Genomic DNA, 21,185 nt, shown 5'->3' with positions numbered 1-21,185 from the left:
AGTTACATCGCCGACTTGAGGCGCTGGGGGATATTCCCCACCCATTTCCCCGCTTTTCCGGGATGCCCCGCCTGCCCCGACATTGGGGAAAAACCGGGTTCAGGGTTTACAACGGCGCGTCCGCGGCCAGCCCCTGCAAGCGCCGGTACTGGCGCAGGACGCTGGGCACGTAGCGCTGGGTTTCGGCGAACGGCGGGATCACCCGGCCCCGGCTGAGCACCGCATCGGGCCCGGCGTTGTACGCCGCCACGGCGAGGGCGATGTCGTTGTTGAACAGGGTCATCAGGCGTTTGAGGTATCTGGCGCCGCCCTGAATGTTGGCCTTGGGGTCGTAGACGTCCTTGACCCCCAGTTCCCGGGCGGTGTCGGGCATCAGCTGCATCAGCCCGCCAGCCCCTTTGGGCGAGGTGGCGCCGGGGTCGTAGTGCGACTCGGCGTTGATCACCGCGTGCAGCAGCGCCTCGGGCAACTGGTTGGCCGAAGCCGCCGCCGACACCAGCTCGGCGTAGGGCTGGCTGGCGATCATTTGCGGTTGCCCGTCGAGACTGGCCACGGGCATTTGCGGTTCGTGGATCACCCGTTCGTAGGTGCGTCCCGGGCGGTGGACGTTGGACAGTACGTAGCCGCCCCTGGCGTCCACGGAGACAAACACATCAGCCTCGGCGATGCCGGTCAACAGCATGCAGCCGAGCAGTCCTGCGCAGAATGGATTGAGCATTGGGCCTCCCCTGACCGGCCCGGAAAAATTGGGGGAAATGCCCCACTGACCGATCGTGAATCAGCCGTACGCAAGCACTGTGCCGACTCTGCAAAGCCCCGTTTTACAAGGGCCTCAGCCACAGCAGCGGGTTTTATCGGGGGCTGAGCATGGCAATTGCATAGTCCCTGGTGGCGACACGGCTGCCACTCACGGGAGGTCATCATGAAGCTGCATTTTCGTCCGCGCGGCCAACGCGGTTTCACCCTGCTCGAACTGTTGGTGGTGCTGGTGGTACTCGGCCTGCTCGCCGGCATCGTCGCGCCGAAATACTTCGCCCAGCTGGGACGCTCCGAGGTCAAGGTGGCCAAGGCGCAGATCGAAGGCCTGAGCAAGGCGCTGGACCTCTATCGGCTGGAAGTCGGCCACTACCCGTCCACCGAACAGGGCCTGCAGGCGCTGGTAACCGCGCCGAGCGACGAAGCGAAATGGACCGGCCCGTACTTGCAGAAAAAACTGCCGCAGGACCCCTGGGGTCGTAACTACACCTACCGCTACCCCGGCGAGAACAGCGAATACGACCTGCTGTCGATGGGCAAGGATGGCCAGCCTGGCGGCGAAGGCGAAAACGCCGAAGTCACCAACTGGCAATGAGCGGAGCACCTGGCATGCGTTTTCATCTGAAGGCAGTGGGCAAGGCCGGCGTGGTGTCGCTGAGCATCGAGGCGCCCGGTGCCGGCGAAGCACGGCGCATCGCCGAAGATCAGGGCCTGCGCGTGGTCAGCCTGCACGTCGAGCGGCACTGGCGCTCGCTGCGGCTGCGCCAGCGCGAAACGTTCAACCTGGTGCTGTTCAGCCAGGAGCTGACCACCCTGCTCAACGCCGGCCTGCCGTTGATCGATGCCCTGGAAAGCCTGGCGGAAAAAGAAACCGCGCCCGCCGCCCGCAAGACCTTGAGTGAACTGGTGCGCCTGCTGTACGAAGGCAAATCCTTCTCCCAGGCGCTGGGCCAGTTGTCGGCGGTCTTCCCACCGTTGTACGTGGCGCTGGTACAGTCCAGCGAGAAGACCGGCGCGGTCGGCGATGCGCTGGGCCGTTATGTCAGTTACCGCCAGCGCATGGACGAGGTGCGGCAGAAGATCGTCAGTGCGTCGATCTATCCGCTGCTGTTGCTGGTGGTCGGCGGTGGCGTGGTGTTGTTCCTGATGGGCTACGTGGTGCCGCGCTTCAGCCTGGTGTTCGAAGGCCTGGGCTCGAACCTGCCGTGGCTGTCGCAGCTGCTGATGAGCAGCGGCATGTTCCTGCACGCCCATCAGGGCGAATTCTTCGGTGCGCTGGCAGCCATCATCGTCACGCTCGCGCTGGTGCAGAAACAACCGGCATTTCGCCGTGGCCTGGATCGGCTGGTGGAACGCCTGCCCGCCGTGCACCAGCGGATCTTCATGTACGAGCTGGCGCGCTTCTACCGCTCGCTGGGGATTCTGCTGCAGGGCGGGATTCCGCTGGTGACCGCCATGGGCATGGTGCGCGGCCTGCTCACCGTAGCGTCGCGGGCGCGCCTCGATCAGGCCTGCGAGCGGGTGCGCGAGGGTCAGTCACTGTCCAGCGCGCTGGAGCTCAATCGCCTGGTCACGCCGGTGTCCCTGCGCCTGCTGCGTGCCGGCGAACAGTCCGGCAACCTCGGGCAGATGATGGAACGCAGCGCCGATTTCTACGACGAGGAAATCAGCCGCTGGATCGAGTGGTTCGTGCGCCTGTTCGAACCGCTGCTGATGACCTTCATCGGCCTGCTCATCGGGGTCATCGTGATCCTGATGTACATCCCGATTTTCGAACTGGCGTCGAGTATTCACTGACCTCGGGAACGGGTCGGATCCCATGCAACAACGCACATCCACGTTCCCAACCATGACAACAAAGACGGAGAACGATATGCACATTAAACAGCTCATGCTCGCGATGGCCATCGGCGCAGTCCTGTCGGCGTCTACCGTATTGATTCCGGACAGCCTCTCGGGGGTGTCCAGTGTTCAGGCCAAGGAAGGGGGTAGTGGCGGCGGCGGTGGTGGCGGCGGCCACGGCGGAAGTGGAGGTGGCGGCGGAGGCGGAAGCGGTGGTGGCGGCGGAGGTAACGGCGGCGGCCATGGTGGCAGCGGTGGCGGTGGCGGAGGTAACGGCGGTGGCAGTGGTGGCGGCAGTGGCGGCGGCCATGGCGACAGCGGTGGCCACAGCGGCAACAGTGGACAGGGCTCGGGGCATTCCGGCAGCAGCGCCTCCTCGGGTCGCAATGGCACGCACGCCGAACCTGGCGACGATCGCGGCGTACACCGCGCCGGTGAAGTCGGCGACGACCGTGGCGTACACCGCGCCGGTGAAGTCGGCGACGACCGTGGCGTACACCGTGCCGGTGAAGTCGGTGATGATCGCGGCGTGCACCGTGCAGGTGAAGTCGGTGATGATCGCGGCGTGCACCGCGCCGGTGAAGTCGGCGACGACCGTGGCGTACACCGCGCCGGTGAAGTCGGTGACGACCGTGGCGTGCACCGTGCCGGTGAAGTCGGTGATGATCGCGGCGTACATGTCGGTGGTGAACCGGGCGACAACAAACGCACCAACTGACCCCGGCTGAAACACCACCCCCTGTGGGAGCTGGCTTGCCAGCGATGAGGCCCCGACAGCCACCCCAAGGCTGTCAAACTCGTCCCCGTCGCTCCGACAACCGGCTCCCGCAGCCCAGCGCCCCCCCGCCGCTACAGCGCGCCGGGTGACTGATCGAGACGCTCGCGCAAAAACTCGATCAACGCCTGCACCGGCCGCGAGGCCTGGCGATGCTGCGGATACACCGCCGACAACGTCAGCGGCTCCGGACGCAACTCATCCAGCACCGGCACCAACCGGCCATCCTGCAGCGCCGCGCCGACGATGAAGGTCGGCAGATAGGTAATGCCCATCCCCGCCACCGCCGCGTCACGCAGCAACTCACCGTTGTTGACGCGCATGCGCCCGGTGACATTCACCAGCAGCGGCTTGCCCTGCCCCGCGTTGAACCGCCACTGCACCGACCGGCCATGTCCGTACGGCAGGCAGTCGTGGCCGAGCAGATCCTCGGGCTTCTGCGGCGTGCCGCGCTCGGCCAGATACGCCGGGCTGGCGCAGTAAACCCGCTCGATGGCGGCAATGCGTCGGGCGATCAGCGTCGAGTCCTCCAGCACACCGATGCGCAGCGCCAGGTCGTAGCCCTCGCCGAGCAGGTCCACCGGACGATCGCTCAGGTCCACCTCCACCGTGACCTCGCGGTAACGCTGCAGGAATGGCGGCAGCAGGCAGCCCAGGTGCGCCACCGCAAACGACAGCGGTGCACTGACGCGGATCGTCCCGCGCGGCTCGGCGGTCTGCCCGGCGATGCCCTGCTCCACCGACTCGACTTCGCCAAGCAGCCGCAACGCCGACTCGTAATAGCTCTGGCCCAGCGGGGTCACGTCCAGACGCCGGGTCGAACGATTGAGCAGTCGCACGCCGAGGCGCTCCTCCAACTGCATCAGGCGCCGGCTGACGAACTGTTTGGACAGGCCCAACTGATCGGCCGCCGCCGTGAAACTGCCGGAGTCCATCACCTGGCAAAAAATACGCATGTCTTCGAACGGGTTCATTGTCGCTCTCTGGTTGACAGTCAAACGCTTTATAGCCGCTTTTTCCCATTCTGGCACCTGATTAATCTGTGCTCACGGTGTTGCTGAGGCCTGAAGCCCAGCGCCACAGCAGCCCGATCCCAAGGCATAGAAAAACTCAAACGACTTAAAAAGGAATTGCACATGACCATTAAGAAAACCCTCGCCGCTTCCCTGCTCGCCCTGTCGATCGGCAACGCTTTTGCCGCCGCTGGCAGCCCGGGTGTCGAACACAACACCCAGGCCTTTCTCGAAGCCCTCGCCGCCGGCGGTGGCAAGCCACTGGAGCAACTGAGCCCGAAAGACGCCCGTGCGGTGCTGACCGGCGCGCAGGCCTCGGTGAAGGTCGACTTGTCCGGTGTCGAAGTCAGCGACAAGGCGATCACGGTCGATGGCCAGACGATCAACCTGAAAGTGGTGCGCCCGGCCAAGGTCAAAGGCGAGCTGCCGGTGTTCATGTTCTTCCACGGTGGCGGCTGGGTGCTCGGCGATTACCCGACGCACCAGCGCCTGATTCGTGACCTGGTGGTGGGCTCCGGCGCCGTCGCGGTGTACGTCGACTACACACCATCGCCGGAAGCGCAGTACCCGACCGCGATCAACCAGGCTTATGCGGCGACGAAATGGGTGGCCGAGCACGGCAAAGAGATTGCTGTCGACGGCAAGCGTCTGGCGGTGGCCGGCAACAGCGTCGGCGGCAACATGGCGGCGGTCGTGGCCCTGATGGCCAAGGAGCAGAAAGCCCCGGCCCTGCGCTTCCAGTTGCTGATGTGGCCGGTGACCAACGCACAGTTCGACGACGGTTCGTACCAGCAATTCGCCGAGGGCCACTTCCTCACCAAAGGCATGATGCAGTGGTTCTGGGACAACTACACCACCAACCCGGCCGAGCGCGCGCAGATCCACGCCTCGCCGCTCAACGCCAGCAGCGAACAGCTCAAGGGCCTGCCGGCAGCACTGGTGCAGACCGCCGAGTTCGACGTGCTGCGTGACGAAGGCGAAGGCTATGCGCGCCACCTCGACGCCGCAGGTGTGGCGGTGACCTCGGTGCGCTACAACGGGATGATTCACGACTTCGGTCTGCTCAACCCGTTGAGCCAGATTCCGCAGGTCAAGGCAGCGGTACGCCAGGCAGCGGCCGAACTGAAGACGCATCTGAACTGATGCCCGGAGCCTCGCCACACTCAACGGTGTGGCGAGGTTTTTTCTGTCCTGTCGACGGGCGTGGCGAGGGCTCGCACGCAAGCGCAAGCCAGCACCCTCGCGACAACCGCCCACCCAGACCTGGAGCCTGCGATGTCCTTTCTCTTCGCCCACCTGCTGACCTGGAGCACCGTGCTGCTGGTGCTCGACGCCGTACTCTGGCACCTCGCCCCGTTCAAGCACCGTGCGCCGCAGGTAGCGGTGCGGCTGGGGCTGTTCCTGGGTTTCACGGCACTGCTGATCAACGCCGGCGTGAGCCCGTTGCAGGCGCCGCCGTTCGCTGACGACCCGGTGGCGCAACTCGGCGCGACGGCACTGGGCATCCTCTGGTGGCTGTACGCCGCACGGGTGCTGACCGTGGTGATCGGTCTGGCGCTGATGCGCCGCATCGGTCACAGCGGCCGCTTGTTGCAGGAGGTGATCGGCGCGCTGGTATTCCTGGTCGCCATCGTCGCTGCAGCCGGTTATGTGCTGGAGTTGCCGGTCAAAGGCTTGCTGGCGACCTCCGGGGTGTTTGCCATCGTCCTCGGCCTGGCGCTGCAGAGCACCTTGAGCGATGTGTTCTCCGGCATCGTGCTGAACACTACCAAGCCCTATCAGGTGGATGACCTGGTGGTGATCGACGGCGTCGAAGGCAAGGTGCTCGACATCGACTGGCGCGCCACGCACCTGCTGACCAGCAGCGGCACCCTGGCCGTGGTGCCGAACTCGGTGGCGGCCAAGGCCAAGATCGTCAATCTCAGCCGGCCGACCCATCTGCACGGCGTATCGATCAGCATCAAGGTGCCCAACCACATCCGCCCACGCCGGGTACTCGACGCCCTCGAGCGCACGCTGCAAGGCAGCAGCAGCCTGCTGCTGGAGCCGGCACCGAAAGCGCTGCTCAAAGAGGCCGGCGAGGAGATGTCCGAGTACGTCGCCAGTGGCTTCATCGCCGAGTTGGGCAAGAAAGGCGACGTGCGCAATCAGCTGTTCGATCTCGCCCATCGGCATCTCGAAGCCGCGGGGATTTCGCGGCATCCGGACGGCGTCCTCGAACCCACGAGCCGCGCTCGCGCGTTGCTCGATGAGGTGAAAGTGTTCCGCTCGCTGAGCCCCGATGAGCGTGATCGCCTCGCCGGGTCGATGGTCGCCCAGCAGTACAGCGCCGGTCAGGTGGTGCTGGCCCTGGATGAAGTGCCGGACAGCCTGTTCGTCATCGCCACCGGCGTGGTCAGCGCCAGCGTGCCGGACGGCAATGGCTTCACCGAGGCCGGACGCATGGGCCCGAGCGAAGTCATGGGCGAGCAGAGCATTCTGGCGGATACGCCTTCGCAGGCGACGTTCACCGCGCTGACGTCTTCGATCATCTACCGCCTCGACAAGCACCTGACCCGCGAGTGCATGGAGCAGCGCAGCGAAGTCGGACGAGCGCTGAGCAAACTGCAGGCCGTGCGCCAGCAAAACAGCCGACTGGCACTGATGGCCGCCCCGGCGCCCGTCAGGAAAGGCGGATTTCTGGGCTGGTTGCAGAAGCGTTGAGGTGAGCGCCCGCCGAGATCAGCTCGATCTTTCAGGTCTCCGAACAATGAGCAGATACCGCGGTCAGTCCCCTCTCGCACCGTGAGAGAGGGGTTGCAATACGCTTGCAGCAACAGCGCAAAAAAAATGCCCGCACAACGGCGGGCATTTTTGTCGTCAGCGCCTTACTTGGCGGTGAACTTGGTGTAGCTGTTGATCAGGTTGCGATAGTTCGGCAGGCGCTGCGACAGCAGATTCGCCAGGCCTTCCATGTCGTTGCGCCAGTCAACCTGCAGCTCGCAGGCCACGGCGAACCAGTTCAGCAGGTGTGCACCGGCCGCCGACATCCGCGCCCACGCCGCTTGCTGCACGGTGGTGTTGAAGGTGCCGGAAGCATCGGTCACCACGAACACTTCAAAACCTTCGGCGATGGCCGACAGGGTCGGGAACGCCACGCACACATCGGTCACCACACCGGCGATGATCAGTTGCTTGCGACCGGTGGCCTTGATGGCCTTGACGAAGTCTTCGTTGTCCCAGGCGTTGATCTGGCCTGGACGAGCGATGAACGGTGCGTCGGGGAATTGCTCCTTGAGTTCCGGCACGATCGGGCCGTTCGGGCCGCTGTCGAAACTGGTGGTGAGGATGGTCGGCAGGTTGAAGAACTTGGCGATGTCGCCCAGCGCCAGCACGTTGTTCTTGAACTCGTTTGGCGAGAAATCCTGAACCAGCGAGATCAGCCCGGTCTGGTGGTCGACCAGCAGCACCACGGCGTCGTCTTTGTTCAGGCGCGAGTAAGGAACGTTGCTCATGTGAAACTCCTCGGTGGATGGATGTTGCGTACGGCACCGGCCGTGCTGGCCGGCGCATTGTTAAGGGCATCAGAAAGCGAAGCAGGAACAGCCGAACGCACCCCAGAACCCGGCGAAATCGCTGACCGGCACGCTCGACATCCGCGCCTTCTCATGGCTGTGGGTGTGTACCGCACACGGGCCGCTGCACTGGTGCACCTGCGCCTGCAACGGCGAGTTCGGCCGCCAGTGGCCCGGGACTTTCACCACTGGCGACCAGTCCGGCAGCACTGGCACGCTGGCCGGGCCGAGCTTCTCGAAGTCGCCGGCGGCGTAGACGATCTTGCCGCCGACCACGGTCAGCACCGACTCGATCCACTTGATGGCTTCTTCCTCGACGTGGAAGAAGTCGGCGCTCAGCGCCGCCAGGTCCGCCAGTTGGCCGACCTTGATCTGGCCCTTCTTGCCCTGCTCCGACGAGAACCAGGCGCTGCCGTGGGTGAACAGTTCCAGCGCGGTGGTACGCGGCAAGCCTTCTTCGTACAACGCCAGGCCACCGACGGTGCGGCCGCTGACCATCCAGTACAGCGACGTCCACGGGTTGTAGCTGGACACCCGGGTCGCGTCGGTGCCGGCGCCAACCGGCACGCCTTCGGCGAGCATGCGCTTGATCGGCGGCGTGGCTTCGGCGGCCTGCTTGCCGTAGCGGTCGACAAAATATTCGCCCTGGAACGCCATGCGATCCTGGATCGCAATGCCGCCGCCCAGCGCTTTCACCCGCTCGATGTTCTGCGGGGTGATGGTTTCGGCGTGGTCGAAGAACCACGGCAGACCGTTGAACGGAATGTCACGGTTGACCTTCTCGAACACGTCGAGCATGCGGCTGATCGACTCGTTGTACGTCGCGTGCAGACGGAACGGCCAGCGCTGCTCGACCAGGTGGCGCACCACCGGCTCCAGCTCCTGTTCCATGCTCTGCGGCAGGTCCGGACGCGGTTCGAGGAAGTCTTCGAAGTCCGCCGCCGAAAACACCAGCATCTCGCCGGCGCCGTTGTGGCGCAGGAAGTCGTCGCCCTGATGCAACTTGACGCTGCCGGTCCAGTTCTGGAAATCGGTCAGTTCTTCTTTCGGCTTCTGGGTGAACAGGTTGTAGGCGATGCGGATGGTCAGTTGCTCATCCTTGGCCAGTTGCTCGATGACCTGGTAGTCGTCCGGGTAGTTCTGGAAACCACCGCCGGCGTCGATGGCGCTGGTCAGGCCGAGGCGATTGAGTTCACGCATGAACTGGCGGGTCGAGTTGACCTGGTATTCCAGCGGCAGCTTCGGCCCCTTGGCCAGCGTCGAGTAGAGAATCATCGCGTTCGGCCGCGCCACCAGCATGCCGGTCGGGTTGCCGTTGGCATCGCGGACGATCTCGCCGCCCGGCGGGTTCGGCGTGTCGCGGGTGTAACCGGCCACGCGCAACGCGGCGCGGTTGAGCAAGGCGCGGTCGTACAGGTGCAGAACGAACACCGGCGTGTCCGGCGCAGCCTGGTTGAGCTCTTCGAGGGTCGGCATGCGTTTTTCGGCGAACTGGAATTCGTTCCAGCCGCCGACCACGCGCACCCATTGCGGGGTTGGCGTGCGGTCGGCCTGCTCCTTGAGCATGCGCAGGGCATCGGCCAGCGACGGCACGCCTTCCCAGCGCAGTTCGAGGTTGTAGTTCAGGCCACCGCGGATCAGGTGCAGGTGCGAGTCGTTGAGCCCGGGGATCACGCAGCGCCCCTTGAGGTCGACCACCTGGGTGCCGGCCCCGCGATGGGCCATGGCTTGCGTATCGTTACCGACGGCGACGAAGCGGCCGTCCTTGATCGCCACGGCGCTGGCGAGGGGTTTTTCGCGGTCTACCGTATGAAATTGGCCATTGAACAGAATCAGATCGGCGTTCATCGCAGTTCCTTCGAGATAAGTGAAACGAAGCCCAGGCCCGCCGGCTCAGCGCGGCGGGTTGGCGTTGGATTCGAGGTGCTCGCGCGGCTGGCTGGCGGCCAGCCACGGCGCGAACAGGCGGGTCGCCGCCGGCATGCACACGTACACCACCGACAGCACGATGGTCAGGGTGATGAGGAAAGTGGCGACCAGGTAATTGGAAAGAAACGCGTTGAGCTGCAGCAGCGGCCCCCAGATCAACGGCACCAGCAAGGTGTGCGGCAGGATTACCAGCAACGACACCACGGCCTGCTTCCAGCGCGGCGGAGGCGAAGCGGCATCGGTCAGCGGCGCAAACCAGAATTCATTGATTGCCGCGACCTCGGTCTGGTCGCCATCGGCGAGCATCGGCGCCGCTTCGTCGATCAGCGTCTGCCGCTGCGGCGAATCGAGCCAGCGCTGCATCGCCGCCGTCGAGCAAAACCGCAGCACGCAGGTGAACAGGTCGAGCCCGCCATGCTTGCTGCGCATCACGTCCACGCCCAGGTGCCCTTCCTCGCGCCCGGCCACGCTGACAATGTTGCGCAACCACGCTTCATACGGCGCTTCGAAACCGGCCTTGACCCGGTGCTTGACGATCAGCGTCACGATCTCATCGGATCCCGGCACTTTCGGGGACTGGACTTCAGGCATAACGCAACACTCCGGGCAGACGAACATTGAGCGCGAGCCGTCCCGGCCCGGCGATGAACACAGTGGTAAACAGGATCAACAGCAACCAGCCGAACTGCCCTTCGGCCACACTCCATTGCGGATGCACGATCAGCAGCGCCACCAGCAGCACAAACAGAATAGGCAAGCAGGCCAATCTCACCAGTACGCCGGCGACGATCAGCAGTGGACAGAGGACTTCGGCGAAGATCGCCAGGCTCAGGGTCAGGCGCGCGCCGAGATGAAACGGGTCTTCGATCAATTGCAGCTGCGCGCTGAAATCCAGCAGCTTGGGCAAGCCGTGAACGCCCAGCAGAAACAGCCCGCCGCTAACCCGCAGGAACAGCAAGCCGAGGTCTTGCGCCCATTCATTGCGTTGTGCCGCGTGCATGGCCTCACCCTTGATCAATCGTTGCAGGCATGGTGCAACGATTGAGCAAGGGGAAATTGGATGGGTGTGCTCTCTTGATGGCGCAGGAGCGCCTGCAATGGCAGGCTTCAGGGCGTCGAGTACGCCGCCACTTCAAAATTATCCAGCACCCGGTTGACGCCCAATTCACTGAGCATGATCAGCTGTGCAATGCCCAGCAGCGCGGTGCGCTCCGGGGGTGGGCAGCAGGCCGGCGAATTCATGGGCGATGGCCTTGGCCGAGGCCAGGGTTTCGCAGACGTTGGCCAGCACTTCTTCGCTGCCGGTGTTCGGATCGATGAGGTACATCGTGCCGGGTTTGCGTGGCGAATCGGCGGGGGTGGACGGCTTGAGGTAATGATCGAGGGCGCGCTCGGCGGCCTCGTGGAATTTTCGCGAGTTGGCGGATTCGTACGGGGACGTCGCGTCGTCTACTGGCGGGTTGGGTGTGGGTTTGATCATGGTGAGGCTCCTTGATTGGCGGAGCTGCCACGGTTCGCTGCGAAACGAAATCAGGTGGCAGCTGTACGCAGGTTCGCAGACCGGGAATCAAGGAACCCGGCACACCCGAAGGTGTCCCGCGCACAACCGCCATAACGCGATCAGCAAGCAGAGCTGAAAGCAAACGGCACGTTGGACGCCTTGATTGAGCCGGGCTGCGAAACCCGATCGCTGATTCGTCAGCGACCCGGCAACGATAAAACCCGGCCCCAAGGCACACAAGCCGGCGGATTCTGGCGTACGCGTAGGCAATGGCGCAAGGACGCGTGGGTTACCGGAAGCAACCTTAAACACCCTTAAACAGATACAACCGGCATGCCGCTCCCCACAGGATCGTGAGCGATCCCCCACGGTGTCTCAGACAATCAATAAGCATCGCCCGGCAGCGGCGTCCTGGGTTGGGGGCTGGCATTCAAAATGCCCGAAGCTTGTAGGTCACTTGCGTCGATACCGGACGCACCTGGAAGTAGTGAGATGACGAAGACTGAAGGATCATTGGCGCAGACGACAAAGGCGCGAGAGTCATCCGCGCTGATTTTGATCTCCAAAGGGGATTTACCTACCGGTATCAGTTTGCTGACGGTTCCCGACGCGGTGTCGATCACCGATACCATCTGCGGTGACTCGTTGCAGCACAAGACCTGGGTACCGCCATGATTGACGATTACTCCTCTTGGGTTACCCAGTACAGGAATATCCCTGAGCAACTGACCGCTGTTCGCATCGATCTGCACGACCGCTCCTTGCGTACCATCGGCACCGCAGACGTAGAGGCTACGGCCATCCGGAGTGACCGCAACACCATAGGCCGGGATTCGCAGGGCGAATGTTTTGGTAACTGCAAGTGTGCGGATATCGATGACCGAGATCGAGCCGTCAAAACCTCCGTTATTCCAATTGGCAACGTAAATCTGTGTGCCATCCGGACTGATATCGATCCCCCGGGGATTTCGACCCACCGCAATGGTTTTGATCGCTTGCAGACTTGCCGTATCAACGACCACTACAGTATTGCCGCCCCAAGTCGTGACAAACGCTTTCGCACCATCCGCACTCAACACGATGCCGATCAAGAGGGACTGCAAAGGTATATCGGTGATGTATCTGGAATTCACTAGATCGATCACCGTGAGTGCACCCGCAGCACTGCAGACATAGCCTCGCGCACCATCCGGACTGATGGCCATTTCCCAGGAAACTTCCTTCAGCGGAACCGGGATTTGATCAATCAATGTGGAGGATGTCGTATCGATCACCTGCACCGAGTTGAATCCGCAGACAAAGGCTCGATTTCCATCAGGACTCAAGCAGATTCCATAGGGCGTAGGGCTCACCGGAATTGGCCCGAGCGGTCCGCCGGCCGCTGCTACGTAAACTTTCCACACTGACGTCGGCGGCAGGCTGGCATTCTCACGCAGCTCATAGAGGTGCTCACGGATTTCCAGATTGTCGAAACGATTGATGAACCGGCCACTGCCGTTGTATTCGCCACTGGCCACCTCCTCGCCGTTGTCGGTGATCACGTAGAGCGCGTGCGGCGTGCCGCTGCCGACCATTTCGATTGCCTTGGAGGTCGTGGTGTCGCCGGATTTAATCACGGTCCCCCCGGGGTGACTGGTGACGATCTCGATTTGCGGGTTCTGGGTGGTCATGGCAAGCGCTCCTTCGGAAGGGTCACCCGGTTCTGCCTGAAGGTGCAGCGGGTATAAGTGCTATCGAACATCAACCGCGTGAGGCGTCGCTACTGTCAACTCTGACAGTAGCGACGAGTGGCAGGCTCGGATTCGAGGATCAGGCAAACCGCGTTCAGTGCGTCATTTATTGCCAGGCAACGCTCATCCATTCAGCGGCCGCACACACATCGCGGTCGCGGCGCTGGCTCCCACCTGGGCATAGAGCCCGGGGCCCTGACTGCCGCCGTGGCTGCTCTGCGCATAACCGGCGATTTCCTGGCCGCTGCCCTGCGGCTGACAGGACCACCAGCCCCATCCCTTCGCCCAACTGATGATGTTGCTGACGCTGTAGAACAGCGGGCAGTAACTCGGGTAATTGGGATACTTGCGCACCATGACGTTCCAGATCGCCGCCGTCAGCGGCGCCCCGCCGATGGAGGCGGCCCAGGTGACGGCGGCGCCGACCGAAACCGTCGCACCGTTGTGCACCAGCTCGAACACCTGGCTGACGGTGACCGGATAGCTGGCCGTGGCCCCGGTCGCATCCGTGACGTTGATGCGCGTACTGCCGTTGGCTCTGCCGGAGACCTTGCCTGTTGAGTCGACCGCCGCAATCGCAGTGTTTTCCGATGCGAAGGTGTACGGCTCGGTGCCGGTGGAGGGGCGCCGAACCTGGGTATTGCCGACAAAATCCACACCGCTGTCGGCCCAGCCATAGGGCGAAAACACTGCCAAACCATCGAGCTGCATCGTCGACGTGTCGATAACCAGCGCCGGGCCCGCCGCCCTGATGGTGTAGACCTGCTCCGGGAACACCGTGGCCGTGCTCTCCTCGCCGCTTTTGTCCATCGACACCTTGAACAGCAGCGTCAGCGTGGTGCCCGGGCCCAGCTCTGCCAGAAAGGCGTTGCTCAGCGGTTTGATCCAGTAGCCCTGGCTGATCCACGTGGCGTTGACCTTGTGCGTGCCACCGATCCAGAACTTGAGGCTGTGCACACTGCCATCGGCCTTCTGCCCGGTCAGCGTCAGCCAGACCTGTTGCCCGACGTCGATGCCCGGCCAGGTCAACGCGCGCAGGTTGGCGTCACGGCTGCCCAGCGCGGCGACGTCGAGGACGCTGTTGTTGGCCTCGGCCTCGTCGATCTGCGGCGGGTTGAGCATGGCTTGCACCGTCAGCCGCCAATCGGAAATCGTCGGCCCGTTCTCATCCTCGCGCAGCTCGAACTGGTGCGGTCCGGGCGCCAGGTTGGGGAAACGCTCAACGAATGCGCCACTGCTGTTGAAGGTGTCCTTGCGCTTGAAAATGCCATTATGGAACAGCGCGTAGGGCGCACCGTCGGCACCGAAAGCGCCAAGCTCGACAGCAGTGGCTGTCGTGACACCGCCATACTCAATGGGCGTTCCGCCCGGATGGCTTGTGCAGAAACGAATGGCTGAGGACTTGGGGTTCATGGTGAGCGCTCCTTCACAAGGTCACCCGGTTCTGCCGGAAGACACAGCGGATTTGCGCTATCGAACGCCAATTGGCGGAGGGGTCGCTACTGTCAACTCTGACAGTAGCGACGAGTGGCAGTGCACGTTATTTTTTCAAGAAAAAGCCCAATCCATTCAGAGGATGATTGACGATCTGATCCGTCCAGGAAAAAGAATGCGTAGTGATGCTGTACGCCTCGCCATAGTTCCCGCTAGTCGGTCCTGTCCAGGCGATGTTGCCGCGTGGATTCGGTTGTACAGTCCATGTGAAATACGGATGGTTAAAACAACGCCCCAATACTTCACGAATCTGCGGCGTCATTCCGATCCAATTATTTTGAAGCAGAAATTGCGCATATCTGGGGTAGGGCATATCGACGAAGTGAAAGATCGTTAGGTCATAAACATTCGACACAATGACGTCATAGCTGACATTGGCCCCCGTTTGATCGGAGACCGTAATGGTGGCTGTACCATTATTCATGCCCGTCACCTTTCCCATGTTGTCCACACTGGCAATCTGCGCAGCAGATGACCTGAAGATATACGGTTCAACACCCCCGGTAGGTCTTCGTACAGCGGTGTTACCCGGCGCATCGACGCCATTGAGATTCGGAGAGTAACCGGTGCGAAGCATCACGCCATTGAGCACAAGCAATGAGGTGTCGATGGTCAAAAACGAGGCGATCGTCAGCGTCCGTGGCGGCGTGGACTCAGGGCCTGAATCATAATTGCCTCGTACCGTATAACTGTGAGCCCCCTGTGCCTGTTGTCCGGTGTTATAGCTCCACTCGCCGGTTGGCCCTACTGCAATAGGCCCTGCCACCCGAGTTCCATTGTCGTAGAGGTCAACGGTCGCATTCGCGCGAGCATGCCCGGTCAGCGCAAACAGCAATTCGCTGGTGCTGCTGCCCTCGCCTATCTCCACACCACTGACCAGCCCCTTGAGCGAGTCGATGCTCAGCCCATCAGCCGACAGCACAATCACTTTCCACACGGACGTCGGCGGCAGGCTGGCGTTCGCGCGCAGCTCATAAAGGTGCTCGCGGATTTGCAGATTGTCGAAACGATTGATGAACCGGCCGCTGCCGTTGTATTCGCCACTGGCCACCATATCGCCGTTGTCGGTGATCACGTAGAGCGCGTACGGCGTGCCGCTGCCGACCATTTCGATTGCCTTGGAGGTCGTGCTGTCGCCGGATTTAATCTCGGTCCCCCCGGGGTGACTGGTGACGATCTCGATCTGCGGGTTCTGGGTGGTCATGGCCAGCGCGCCACTGCCGGACTGGTCGGCAATCACCGGGAGGAGCACTGGACGGGTGACATCGAATCCCAACCCGGCCTGGCTCGGCGGTGGCGCGATGACCATTGCGTCGTCCTTGCCATCGGATAGAAGCGAAGCGCCATTGATGACGGCGGGATACAGGTAAAAGCCCAGGCCGTAACTTTGACTTGAATTCAGGTCAGCCGTGGAGAAGCTGCCGGAGGGATAGTTGAAGACCTCCCCCGCCACGGCACCCGTCCAGGCAGTGGGGTATACAGAGCTCAACTCAAACCACGGCTGCCGATAGCAACGCTGCAGGACCGCGCGAAGGGCAGGCGTCAGGCCGATGTAGCCCACCTTATTTTGATGAGTCTGGTAATTGGCATAAGTAAACGGGTAGCCCGTGTGATACGCCCACATGCCGTAAACGTTGGTAATCAACACAATGTATTCGACCTGGACGCCCAGAGCGTCGGTGACCGTGATCGTGGCCGAGCCGTTGCCCATCCCCGTGACCTTGCCGTTGGCATCCACGACGGCAATACCGCTGTTGGAACTGTAGGTATAGGGAGGCTGGCCGCCGGAGGCTGTTCGTACTTCGGTATTTCCGACAGCGTCGATTCCATTGGGGTAGATGCAGAGGTAACTCCTGACCATCACCCCATCCAGACGCATGGGCCGCTGATCAATGCTCAGCGGGCCGCTCGCATTTACGGTCAGCCTCCAGTGATCGGTCAGCGGCAGGCTGGCATTGCGGCGCACGCCGTAGGTATGCCCGCCGAGCGTCAGGTTCTCCCTGCTTTGCAGATACCGGCCGCTGCTGTTGAATTTGCTGTTGGCCGGACTGATGACGCTGCCATTGTCGGTGACCTCCAGCGAATCCCCGGCCGGCCCGTCGACGCCGAACTCGATCCCCTCGGCGGGTGCAACGCCCGGGTTGGTAATTGCAACGCCGCGCAACGTGGAGAAAAAACTGAACTGGGGGTCTTGGGATTTCATGCAAGCGCTCCTTCACAAGGTCACCCGAATCTGTCGGAAGACACGGCGGGTTTGCGCTATCGAACGCCAATTGGCGGCGGGGTCGCTACTGTCAACTCTGACAGTAGCGACGAGTGGCAGCGGTGCAATGGCAGGCTTCAGGGAGTCGAGTACGCCGCCACCTCAAAGTTATCCAGCACCCGATTCACGCCCAGTTCACTGAGCATGATCAGCTGTGCAATACCCAGCAGCGCAGTGCGCTCCGGGGTGGGCAGCAGGCCGGCGAATTCATGGGCGATGGCCTTGGCCGAGGCCAGGGTTTCGCAGACGTTGGCCAGCACTTCTTCGCTGCCGGTGTTCGGATCGATGAGGTACATCGTGCCGGGGTCGCGTGGCGGATCGGTGGGGGTGGACGGCTTGAGGTAGTGATCGAGGGCGCGCTCGGCGGCTTCGTGGAATTTTCGCGAGTTGGCGGATTCGTAGGGTGACGTCGCGTCGTCTTCTGGCGGATTGGGTGTGGGTTTGATCATGGTGAGGCTCCAGAGTCATTGAGCCGCCACTCTCGCTGCGATACGAAGGGGTGGCAGCTATACGCGGGTCGCAGACCGGGACTCTAGAACCGGCAGACCCGAAGGTCTCCCACGTACAGCCGCCATGACAGGCATGGAGGATGTTGTGCGTCTAGAGATTCACGGGCTGCGAGACCCGATCGCTGATTCGTCAGCGACCGGCAAACGATAAAACCCGCCCCCCAGGCACACAAGCCGGCGGATTCTGGCGTACGCGTAGGCAATGGCGCAAGGTCGTGTGGCTTTCTGGAAATAACTCTAAACAGCTTTAAACATCAGCGCGAAAGCACCACAGATCACCTGTAGGCGCGAGCTTGCGCGTAGTAATGCTCGCCCACGCACCACGGCCATCAACGGACCAGACGCCATCACGCGCCTGACCGCGCCTGTCGCCTTACGCCGGCGGAATATCCAGCGAAACCGACATGAACTGGCTGATCCGCGAGCGCAGCCACTTCTCCGCCGGGTCGTTGTCGTGCACTCCGCTCCATGCCATCGACAGTTGCGCGGCATCGATGGGGAACGGCGGGTCTTCGGCGCGCAGCGCGCAACCTTCGACCAGCGCGCAAGCGGCGTAGTCCGGCACGGTGGCGATCATTTCGGTGCCGGCCAGCAACGCGCGCAAACCGCTGAATTGCGGCACGCCGAGCACCACGCGGCGCGAGCGGCCGACCTTGGCCAGGTCGACGTCGATGTTGCCGCTCAGGTCGCCGGAGAACGACACCATCGCATGCGGTCGCGCGCAGTATTCGTCGAGGGTCAGCGGCCCCGGACGGTCGTCGCCACGCAGGACCTTGCAAGGGATGTCGCGCAGTTTTTTACGCTTGGCGTTGGCCGGCAGGTCAGTGGTGTAGCTGACGCCGACGGAGATCTCCCCGGAGGCCAGCAACGTCGGCATCAACAGGTAGTTGGCGCGGCGCACCACCACGACGATGCCCGGCGCCTCCTCCTGCAACTGGCGCAGCAACGGCGGGAACAGACCGAACTCGGCATCGTCCGACAGGCCGATACGGAACACGTCGCAACTGGTGGCCGGGTCGAATTCCTTGGCGCGGCTGACCGCTCCGGAAATCACGTCCATGGCCGGTTGCAGCTCCTGCAGGATCGCCAGCGCGCGGGCGGTCGGCTCCATGCCGCGACCGTTGCGCAGCAGCAACGGGTCATCGAACAGATCGCGCAAACGCCCCAGCGCGGCACTGACCGCCGGCTGGCCCATGAACAGTTTTTCAGCGACGCGGGTCAGGTTCTTTTCGAACATCAGCGCTTCGAAAATCACCAGCAGGTTCATGTCGACGCGGCGCAGATCGTTACGGTTCATGGGCATGCATTCCTTGTTTGAGTCAGCCGGTTTGCCTGTGGCGGGCGTTAGGCACTTTACTCGATCAACGGTACTTTGGCCGCGCGTTTGTACGGACCGTATTCCACCGGCACCCACTGGAAGTGCTTGTCGACTGCAGTGATGTGGCCGATGCCGGGGAACGGCAGGTGCGCGGCCGTGACCCAGGTCTTGCTCGCCGCCGTCGCGCTGAAGACGGCGGCGCGGCTGCGGATCGCCTGCTGGCTGTTGACGTCGAAACTGATCGACACCTGCGGGTGCTCGAACTGCACCGCCAGGTTGTGCACCAGGTCGCCCATGAACACGATGCTCTGGTTCTGCGAGGTGAAGCGGTACGTGGTGCTGCCCGGTGTATGCCCGGCTTCGAGGGTGGCCTCGACCACGCCAGGCAGCGGCGACTGGCCGGGGGCGAACGTCTTGAAGCGTCCGGCCGCGACGTAAGGTGCGGTCGAGTCCTGGGCGATCTTGAAGAATGCTTTGCCCGCGGCCGGTGCCTTGGCCAGCGCCTGCGGATCGAGCCAATAGGCCGCTTCGGCCTGCGCCGCATACACCGTGGCGTTGTTGAACAACGGCTGGTGCTGCGCATCGACCAACCCGCAGACGTGATCCAGGTGCAGGTGGGTGAGCAAAATGCTGTCGACCTGCTCCGGCTGGTAACCGGCCGCCTGCATGTTCGCCACGAGCTGGCCGGCGGTGGCACCGATGCATTGCCCGGCGCCGGTGTCGACCAGAATCAGTTGCTTGCCGGTGTTGACCAGAAACGCGTTGAACGCGGTCTGCACGCCAGGGGTTTCAATCGAGCGCCGCGCCAGCAGCGCGCGGATCTGACTCTGGCTCATGCCCTGCAACAGTTTCGGCGACAGGTCGTTGTAGCCATCGAACAACGCCGTCACCTCGTAATCGCCCAGCGCCAGGCGGAAGTAGCCCGGCGCCTGTGTGCCGACCTGCGGGGCCTGCGCCATCGCACCGCTGATGGCGGCCATGAGCGCCAGCCCGATGACGCCGTTACACCAAGCCTTCATGCCTGTTCCCTCGTTCTAGCCGAATCCTGCGGCCCCCAATGGTCCGCCCTCAGCCTCGCCATCCTGCCCGATCCACCCGCCGCGGACTTGCAGCGATGTGCTGAGTTCAGCGCCCGGCGCCGGAATTAACAACGTTTAACTCGTCAGCCCAGGGTGCCCGTCCAACAATGAATGCTCTGCGCAGTGTTGTTTTATTGACCTGAGGGAAGGCGCTGACCGTGCGTTCCCCCCGACACGGATTTTGGCCATGGCTCACTTACAGCAAACCGTCGTCAGCGAACCGCTCAAGACCAGCACCGGCGGCCTCAGCCCGCAGCGCGAACGGCTGGCGAAACAACTGATTCTCGAACGCCTCGGCGAGAGCCTGGAAGTCACTGAACTGGCCCGCGCCTGCGCGCTGTCGCGCAGTCACTTCTCCCGCGCATTCAAGTGCAGCACCGGGCAATCGCCGCAGGACTGGATTCGTACCCAGCGAATTGCCCGGGCCAAGCTGCTGATCCAGCACACCGACCTGAGCCTGACGCAGATCAGCCTGGAGTGTGGCTTCTGCGACCAGGCGCACTTCTGCCACATCTTTACCCGCAGCGAGGGGATCAATCCGTTCGCCTGGCGCTGCCGGATGGTGCGCAAAGCCGTATAGACGCTGTGTTCAGTCGCGCGCCATGCGCTGCGCCAGACGCGCCACGCGCTCGCCCAGATGCGCGGCTGTGCAGCGATCCTCCAGGGGCGGGGCAAACTGCGGTGGCTGCTCGAGCGAAGATTGCGCCATGGCCCCCATTGAACTGCCGAGGCGGTTCATCTGCCCCTCGAAAGAGCCACCGGTCGAACGCGCCGGCAGCAGGTCGAGCCCCACCCAGATCATCGAATGCTGCGCGGCGAACACTGCCATCTGCAGCAGCGTATTGAGTTTGTCGCCACACAGGCTGCCGGAGTTGGTGAAGCCCGCGGCGAGTTTGTCGCGCCACGGTTTGGCCAGGTAGAACGCCGCCGTGGCCTCCATGAATTGCTTGAACGCCGCCGAAGCGCTGCCCATGTAGGTCGGGGCGCCAAAAATGATCGCGTCGGCGCGGTGCAATTCGTCCCAGTGCGCTGCCACATCCTCCACCGCGATCAGCCGGCAGGCGCTGCCCAAGTGGCGCTCCACGCCTTGGGCCACGGCCTCGGCCATGACCCGGGTGTGCCCGTAGCCACTGTGATAGACCACCACTACCTTGCTCATCGCAGCGTCCTCCGGACGTATGCATTCCATTACCCGGAGTTTTGGGCGTAGAGCCGATGCGGGACGAGTTAATCGTTGTTAATTTTTCTTCGCCTGCGCCGTCTGCGAAGTGACTTTCATCCTGTAAATGCAGGACTTGCGGCATTACCCGGCAATCTGCGCTACAAACAAGCGAAGCCGCGCGCATTGCGCTGCTGGCCGATCATCGGGAATATGTGGCGATACTGCGGATTAGACGGCTTGCGTGCCTCTGGAGAGCTGAT

General features: G+C 63.0%; 19 protein-coding genes and 1 pseudogene. 6 read left to right on the top strand and 14 right to left on the bottom strand.

Annotated features, from left to right (window positions below):
* Nucleotides 1-106: 106 nt before the first annotated feature.
* A complete protein-coding gene (locus QRN70_RS22240; protein ID WP_285420039.1) occupies nucleotides 107-718 on the bottom strand; it encodes a lytic transglycosylase domain-containing protein in 612 nt (203 codons plus the stop codon).
* Between the two features lie 204 nt (nucleotides 719-922).
* On the opposite strand from QRN70_RS22240, the gene gspG reads away from it, so the two are divergent.
* From gspG to QRN70_RS22225, 3 genes are all read left to right on the top strand, one after another.
* The gene (gene gspG / locus QRN70_RS22235) at nucleotides 923-1,351 is read left to right on the top strand and encodes a type II secretion system major pseudopilin GspG (protein ID WP_285420038.1); all 429 of its coding nucleotides are present in this window, start codon (nucleotides 923-925) and stop codon (nucleotides 1,349-1,351) included.
* Between the two features lie 14 nt (nucleotides 1,352-1,365).
* On the top strand, nucleotides 1,366-2,553 hold the full coding sequence (locus QRN70_RS22230) for a type II secretion system F family protein (protein ID WP_285420037.1): 1,188 nt from the start codon (nucleotides 1,366-1,368) through the stop codon (nucleotides 2,551-2,553).
* A 76-nt stretch (nucleotides 2,554-2,629) separates the two neighbouring features.
* On the top strand, nucleotides 2,630-3,316 hold the full coding sequence (locus QRN70_RS22225) for a hypothetical protein (RefSeq protein WP_502941655.1): 687 nt from the start codon (nucleotides 2,630-2,632) through the stop codon (nucleotides 3,314-3,316).
* Nucleotides 3,317-3,447: 131 nt separating this feature from the next.
* Here the strand turns inward: QRN70_RS22225 and QRN70_RS22220 are convergent, their stop codons facing one another.
* Entirely contained in the window at nucleotides 3,448-4,347 is a 900-nt protein-coding gene (locus tag QRN70_RS22220; RefSeq protein ID WP_285420036.1) for a LysR family transcriptional regulator, read from the bottom strand.
* Nucleotides 4,348-4,509: 162 nt separating this feature from the next.
* Between QRN70_RS22220 and QRN70_RS22215 the strand changes: the two genes are divergently transcribed.
* Both QRN70_RS22215 and QRN70_RS22210 read left to right on the top strand, forming a co-directional pair.
* The gene (locus QRN70_RS22215) at nucleotides 4,510-5,529 is read left to right on the top strand and encodes an alpha/beta hydrolase (protein WP_285420035.1); all 1,020 of its coding nucleotides are present in this window, start codon (nucleotides 4,510-4,512) and stop codon (nucleotides 5,527-5,529) included.
* 132 nt (nucleotides 5,530-5,661) lie between these two features.
* Entirely contained in the window at nucleotides 5,662-7,089 is a 1,428-nt protein-coding gene (locus QRN70_RS22210; protein ID WP_285420034.1) for a mechanosensitive ion channel family protein, read from the top strand.
* Between the two features lie 164 nt (nucleotides 7,090-7,253).
* On the opposite strand, the gene ycaC is transcribed toward QRN70_RS22210, so the two are convergent.
* From ycaC to QRN70_RS22155, 11 genes and pseudogenes are all read right to left on the bottom strand, one after another.
* Nucleotides 7,254-7,880 carry an isochorismate family cysteine hydrolase YcaC gene (ycaC, locus tag QRN70_RS22205; protein WP_085612768.1) on the bottom strand — a complete coding sequence of 209 codons (627 nt, stop codon included), beginning with the start codon at nucleotides 7,878-7,880 and terminating at the stop codon, nucleotides 7,254-7,256.
* Nucleotides 7,881-7,949: 69 nt separating this feature from the next.
* Nucleotides 7,950-9,788 (bottom strand): amidohydrolase, encoded by a 1,839-nt coding sequence (locus tag QRN70_RS22200; protein WP_285420033.1) that lies wholly within the window; start codon nucleotides 9,786-9,788, stop codon nucleotides 7,950-7,952.
* Between the two features lie 45 nt (nucleotides 9,789-9,833).
* Nucleotides 9,834-10,460, bottom strand: coding sequence for an antibiotic biosynthesis monooxygenase (locus tag QRN70_RS22195; protein WP_285420032.1), 627 nt, complete (start codon nucleotides 10,458-10,460; stop codon nucleotides 9,834-9,836).
* Entirely contained in the window at nucleotides 10,453-10,869 is a 417-nt protein-coding gene (locus QRN70_RS22190) for a DoxX family protein (RefSeq protein WP_285420031.1), read from the bottom strand. The genes QRN70_RS22195 and QRN70_RS22190 overlap by 8 nt, the downstream gene beginning before the upstream one ends.
* Nucleotides 10,870-10,976: 107 nt before the next feature.
* Nucleotides 10,977-11,349 (bottom strand): annotated as a pseudogene (locus QRN70_RS22185) (DUF6124 family protein).
* 404 nt (nucleotides 11,350-11,753) lie between these two features.
* The gene (locus tag QRN70_RS22180) at nucleotides 11,754-13,040 is read right to left on the bottom strand and encodes a YncE family protein (protein WP_285420030.1); all 1,287 of its coding nucleotides are present in this window, start codon (nucleotides 13,038-13,040) and stop codon (nucleotides 11,754-11,756) included.
* Nucleotides 13,041-13,223: 183 nt separating this feature from the next.
* On the bottom strand, nucleotides 13,224-14,513 hold the full coding sequence (locus QRN70_RS22175) for an immunoglobulin-like domain-containing protein (protein ID WP_285420029.1): 1,290 nt from the start codon (nucleotides 14,511-14,513) through the stop codon (nucleotides 13,224-13,226).
* A 127-nt stretch (nucleotides 14,514-14,640) separates the two neighbouring features.
* A complete protein-coding gene (locus QRN70_RS22170; RefSeq protein WP_285420028.1) occupies nucleotides 14,641-16,797 on the bottom strand; it encodes an immunoglobulin-like domain-containing protein in 2,157 nt (718 codons plus the stop codon).
* 137 nt (nucleotides 16,798-16,934) lie between these two features.
* Entirely contained in the window at nucleotides 16,935-17,306 is a 372-nt protein-coding gene (locus tag QRN70_RS22165) for a DUF6124 family protein (RefSeq protein WP_285420027.1), read from the bottom strand.
* A 433-nt stretch (nucleotides 17,307-17,739) separates the two neighbouring features.
* Nucleotides 17,740-18,663: a LysR family transcriptional regulator gene (locus QRN70_RS22160; protein ID WP_285420026.1), complete on the bottom strand. Its 924-nt coding sequence runs from the start codon at nucleotides 18,661-18,663 to the stop codon at nucleotides 17,740-17,742.
* A gap of 56 nt (nucleotides 18,664-18,719) precedes the next feature.
* Nucleotides 18,720-19,703, bottom strand: a complete 984-nt coding sequence (locus tag QRN70_RS22155) for an MBL fold metallo-hydrolase (protein ID WP_285420025.1) — start codon at nucleotides 19,701-19,703, stop codon at nucleotides 18,720-18,722.
* Between the two features lie 247 nt (nucleotides 19,704-19,950).
* Here QRN70_RS22155 and QRN70_RS22150 point away from each other — a divergent pair, with 247 nt between their 5' ends.
* Entirely contained in the window at nucleotides 19,951-20,343 is a 393-nt protein-coding gene (locus tag QRN70_RS22150) for a helix-turn-helix domain-containing protein (RefSeq protein ID WP_285420024.1), read from the top strand.
* 9 nt (nucleotides 20,344-20,352) lie between these two features.
* On the opposite strand, the gene QRN70_RS22145 is transcribed toward QRN70_RS22150, so the two are convergent.
* Complete coding sequence (locus QRN70_RS22145) at nucleotides 20,353-20,922, bottom strand: flavodoxin family protein (protein WP_285420023.1); 570 nt, start codon at nucleotides 20,920-20,922, stop codon at nucleotides 20,353-20,355.
* Between the last annotated feature and the right edge of the window lie 263 nt (nucleotides 20,923-21,185).

The organism is Pseudomonas sp. efr-133-TYG-5 (assembly GCF_030209175.1).
Taxonomy (GTDB): Bacteria; Pseudomonadota; Gammaproteobacteria; order Pseudomonadales; family Pseudomonadaceae; genus Aquipseudomonas.
This window is presented reverse-complemented; position numbering and strand designations above follow the sequence as displayed.